The following is a 3,473-nucleotide window of genomic DNA, read 5'->3' on the forward strand; positions in this document are numbered from 1 at the left end:
GAACGGGCAAGGATCGTGTGAACCGCTTGGCGGCGCTTGACCTCGGGACTGTCCCGAACCGCGTAGTCCTCTACCTCTTCCTGACCCGCCAACTGGCCCATCTTGCCTTTCGGGCGAACGAAGGTCAGGCGGCTGCAGGCGGTCGCCAGCAGGATGGGAATCAGCAGCAGGCAGAGCGCCTTATGCCGCATCGTCGATGCCCTGTTCCTGCAACTGGCGCCGGAACTCGGCTTGGCGGCGCGTGYGATCCATCACCTGCCCCTTCAGCTGACCGCAGGCGGCGTCGATGTCGTCGCCGCGCGTCCTGCGCACCATCGTCAGCACCTGCGCGTCGAGCAGCAGCTTCTGGAACGCACGGATGTCTTCTTCCGGCGCGCGCTCGTAGCGCGTTCCGGGGAATGGATTGAACGGGATGAGATTGACCTTGCCGGCGTCCTTCAACTGCGCGGCGTTGCTGAACTTGCGCATCAGCTGCGCGAGCTGGCGCGCGTGTTCGGGCTGGTCGTTCACGCCTTTCATCAGGGTGTATTCGAACGTCACCGAATCGCGCTTCTTGTTCGCACGCAGGTAGCGCACACAGGACGCCATCAGCTCGGCGATCGGGTACTTCCTATTGAGCGGCACCAGCTGTTCACGCAGCGCATCGTTGGGCGCATGCAGCGAGACGGCCAGCGAAACGTCGGTTTCGGTGGACAGACGATCGATCATAGGCACCAGGCCGGACGTCGAGAGCGTAACGCGCTTGCTCGCCAAGCCATAACCCAGGTCGTCGCGCATGATGTTCATCGCGCGCACGACGTTGTCGAAATTCAGCAGCGGCTCGCCCATCCCCATCATCACGACGTTGGTGAGGCGACGGTTCTGCGCAGGCACGTTGCCCAGATGCCGCGCCGTCACCCATACCTGGCCGATGATCTCGGCGGTGGTGAGGTTGCGGTTGAAGCCCTGCGTGGCCGTCGAGCAGAACGTACAGTTGAGGCCACAGCCCACCTGCGACGAAACGCACAGCRTGCCGCGGTTCTTGTCGGGGATATAGACGGTTTCGACGGCGTTCTTGCCATCCACGCCCATACCCAGCAGCCACTTGTGTGTGCCATCCGACGAGGGCTTGTCGAACACCACCTGCGGTACGACGACCTCGGCATGTTCCTGCAGTTTCGCGCGCAGGTTCTTGCCGAGATCGGTCATCTGATCGAAATCGGTGACGTACCGATGGTGGATCCATTTCATCACCTGGTGCGCGCGGAACTTCTGCTCGCCGAGCTTGCCGACGAAGAACTGTTCCAGTCCTTCGCGGTCAAGGTCCATCAGGTTCTGCTTCGCAGACACGGGCACGCCGATGGCCACGGACGGAGCGTCCGTGGCCAGTTTCAACTCGATCGGCGGCAGTTCGTGGCTGCTCATCGCATGTCGCTCAGCGCGAAAACACTTCAGTGGCGGCGAAGAAGTATGCGATCTCGATGTTGGCGTTCTCGACCGAGTCCGAACCGTGCGCGGCATTGGCGTCGATCGAATCGGCGAAGTCGGCGCGGATCGTGCCCGGCGCAGCGTCCTTCGGATTGGTCGCGCCGAGGATGTCGCGATGCTTCAGCACGGCGTTCTCGCCTTCCAGCACCTGGATGGCGACCGGCCCGGAGATCATGAATTCGACCAGCGCGTTGAAGAACGGACGCTCGCGGTGCACGGCGTAGAAGCCTTCCGCTTCACGACGCGACAGGTGCTTCATCTTCGAGGCGACGATCTTCAGGCCGTTCTTTTCGAAGCGGGCATAGATTTCGCCGATGACGTTCTTGGCGACTGCATCGGGCTTGACGATCGACAGGGTGCGCTCCAGCGCCATGGGGATTATCTCCGTTGGGCGGGCCACTGAAGACCCGAGGTTAACATGAAAAACCCGCGTCGAAACGCGGGCTTAGACCAGAAAGCGTAGCGAGATTCTAACGTATCCGGCCGCGGCTTGCAGCCGCCCGGGGAGGAATTGCTGCCGCGCAGCATGACAGCCCGGGGCGCCCCACCGACAATGAGTCAAACAAGCGTTTGATTCAGTCCCGGAGGCGTCATGGGCGGCACCACGCATTTTTCCACCAAGGAGCGGATCCTGGGCGCAGCGGAAGAGCTGTTCGCCCAGCACGGATTCGCAGGCACGTCCCTGCGGCAGGTCACCAGCCGCGCGGACGTCAATATCGCCGCGGTCAACTACCATTTCGGCAGCAAGGAGAACCTGGTCAATGAGGTCTTCCGCCGCCGCATGGACGACATGACCGCTGCGCGCCTGACGCTGCTGGAAAAAGCGCTCGTCGAGCACCCGGGTGCACTGGAGCCCATCCTGGCGGCGTTCGTCGAACCGGCCCTGGCCCTCGCCCAGGACCGCCACGGCGGCGGGGCCTTCGTGCGCGTGATCGCCCGCGCCTACGCCGAGAAGAACGATGGCCTGCGGAAGTTCCTTTCCGATCATTACGGCCACGTGTTGCGTGAATTCGGCAAGGCCATCGCCGCCTGCGTGCCGGGCCTGAGCAAGGAAGAGCTGTACTGGAGATTGGACTTCTTCTCCGGCGCCCTGACCTACGCCATGGCCGATTTCGGCCTGATCAAGCGCCCCACGGGCGTGACCGAGGCGGCGCATCGTGAACGCGCCGCCCGCGAACTCATCCGCTTCGCCGAGGCCGGCCTGCGCGCCGACCACACCTGACACCCCCGCAATCCGAGGAAATTCCATGTCCAACCCCCTGCTAGTTCGCAAGGCGGCCGTGCTGGGCGCCGGCGTGATGGGCGCCCAGATCGCCGCGCACCTGACCAATGCCGGCGTCGACACCGTGCTGTTCGACCTGCCCGCCAAGGACGGCCATCCCGACGGCATCGTGCAGAAAGCCATCGCCAACCTGGCCAAGCTCAGCCCCGCGCCTCTCGCCAGCAAGTCGCTGGCGGAAGCGATCACCCCTGCGAACTACGAGACCGGCCTGGAGCACCTCAAGGGCTGCGACCTGATCATCGAAGCGATCGCCGAACGCATGGACTGGAAGCAGGAGCTGTACAGGAAGATCGCGCCGTTCGTGGCCGACCACGCCGTCCTGGCCAGCAACACCTCGGGCCTGGGCATCAACAAGCTGGCGGAAGTCCTTCCCGAACAACTCCGCCATCGCTTCTGTGGCGTGCATTTCTTCAACCCGCCCCGCTACATGCACCTGGCCGAGCTGATTCCGGCGAAGTCCACCGACGCCTCGGTGCTGGAAGGCCTCGAGACCTTCCTCACCACCACCCTCGGCAAGGGCGTCGTGTACGCCAAGGACACCCCGAACTTCATCGGCAACCGCATTGGCGTGTTCTCGATCCYGGCCACCGCCCACCACACCGGTGAGTTCAAGCTGGGCTTCGACGAAGTGGACGCGGTTACCGGTCCGCTGATCGGCCGGCCGAAGTCGGCGACCTATCGCACCTCGGATGTCGTCGGACTGGACACCATGGCCCACGTCATC

The 3,473-nt window shown here is 63.8% G+C and carries 4 protein-coding genes and 1 pseudogene; 2 read left to right on the forward strand and 3 right to left on the reverse strand.

Features of this window, described 5'->3' with window-relative positions; translation table 11 throughout:
- The 3 genes and pseudogenes from AC04L7_RS14705 to ndk all read right to left on the reverse strand — a co-directional run.
- Positions 1-191: pseudogene (locus AC04L7_RS14705) on the reverse strand (hypothetical protein); the annotation flags it as partial.
- Positions 181-1,404 (reverse strand): dual-specificity RNA methyltransferase RlmN, encoded by a 1,224-nt coding sequence (rlmN, locus tag AC04L7_RS14710; protein ID WP_475513287.1) that lies wholly within the window; start codon positions 1,402-1,404, stop codon positions 181-183. The pseudogene AC04L7_RS14705 and the gene rlmN, both read right to left, overlap by 11 nt.
- Before the next feature lie 10 nt (positions 1,405-1,414).
- The gene (gene ndk, locus AC04L7_RS14715; RefSeq protein ID WP_162337947.1) at positions 1,415-1,840 is read right to left on the reverse strand and encodes a nucleoside-diphosphate kinase; all 426 of its coding nucleotides are present in this window, start codon (positions 1,838-1,840) and stop codon (positions 1,415-1,417) included.
- 219 nt (positions 1,841-2,059) lie between these two features.
- Here ndk and AC04L7_RS14720 point away from each other — a divergent pair, with 219 nt between their 5' ends.
- Positions 2,060-2,689 carry a TetR/AcrR family transcriptional regulator gene (locus AC04L7_RS14720; RefSeq protein ID WP_296282326.1) on the forward strand — a complete coding sequence of 210 codons (630 nt, stop codon included), beginning with the start codon at positions 2,060-2,062 and terminating at the stop codon, positions 2,687-2,689.
- A 25-nt stretch (positions 2,690-2,714) separates the two neighbouring features.
- Positions 2,715-3,473, forward strand: a 759-nt coding sequence (locus AC04L7_RS14725) for a 3-hydroxyacyl-CoA dehydrogenase family protein (RefSeq protein WP_475513288.1), incomplete at its 3' end; no start/stop codon positions are given.

This window comes from Pseudoxanthomonas sp. LjRoot204_2 (assembly GCF_056175765.1).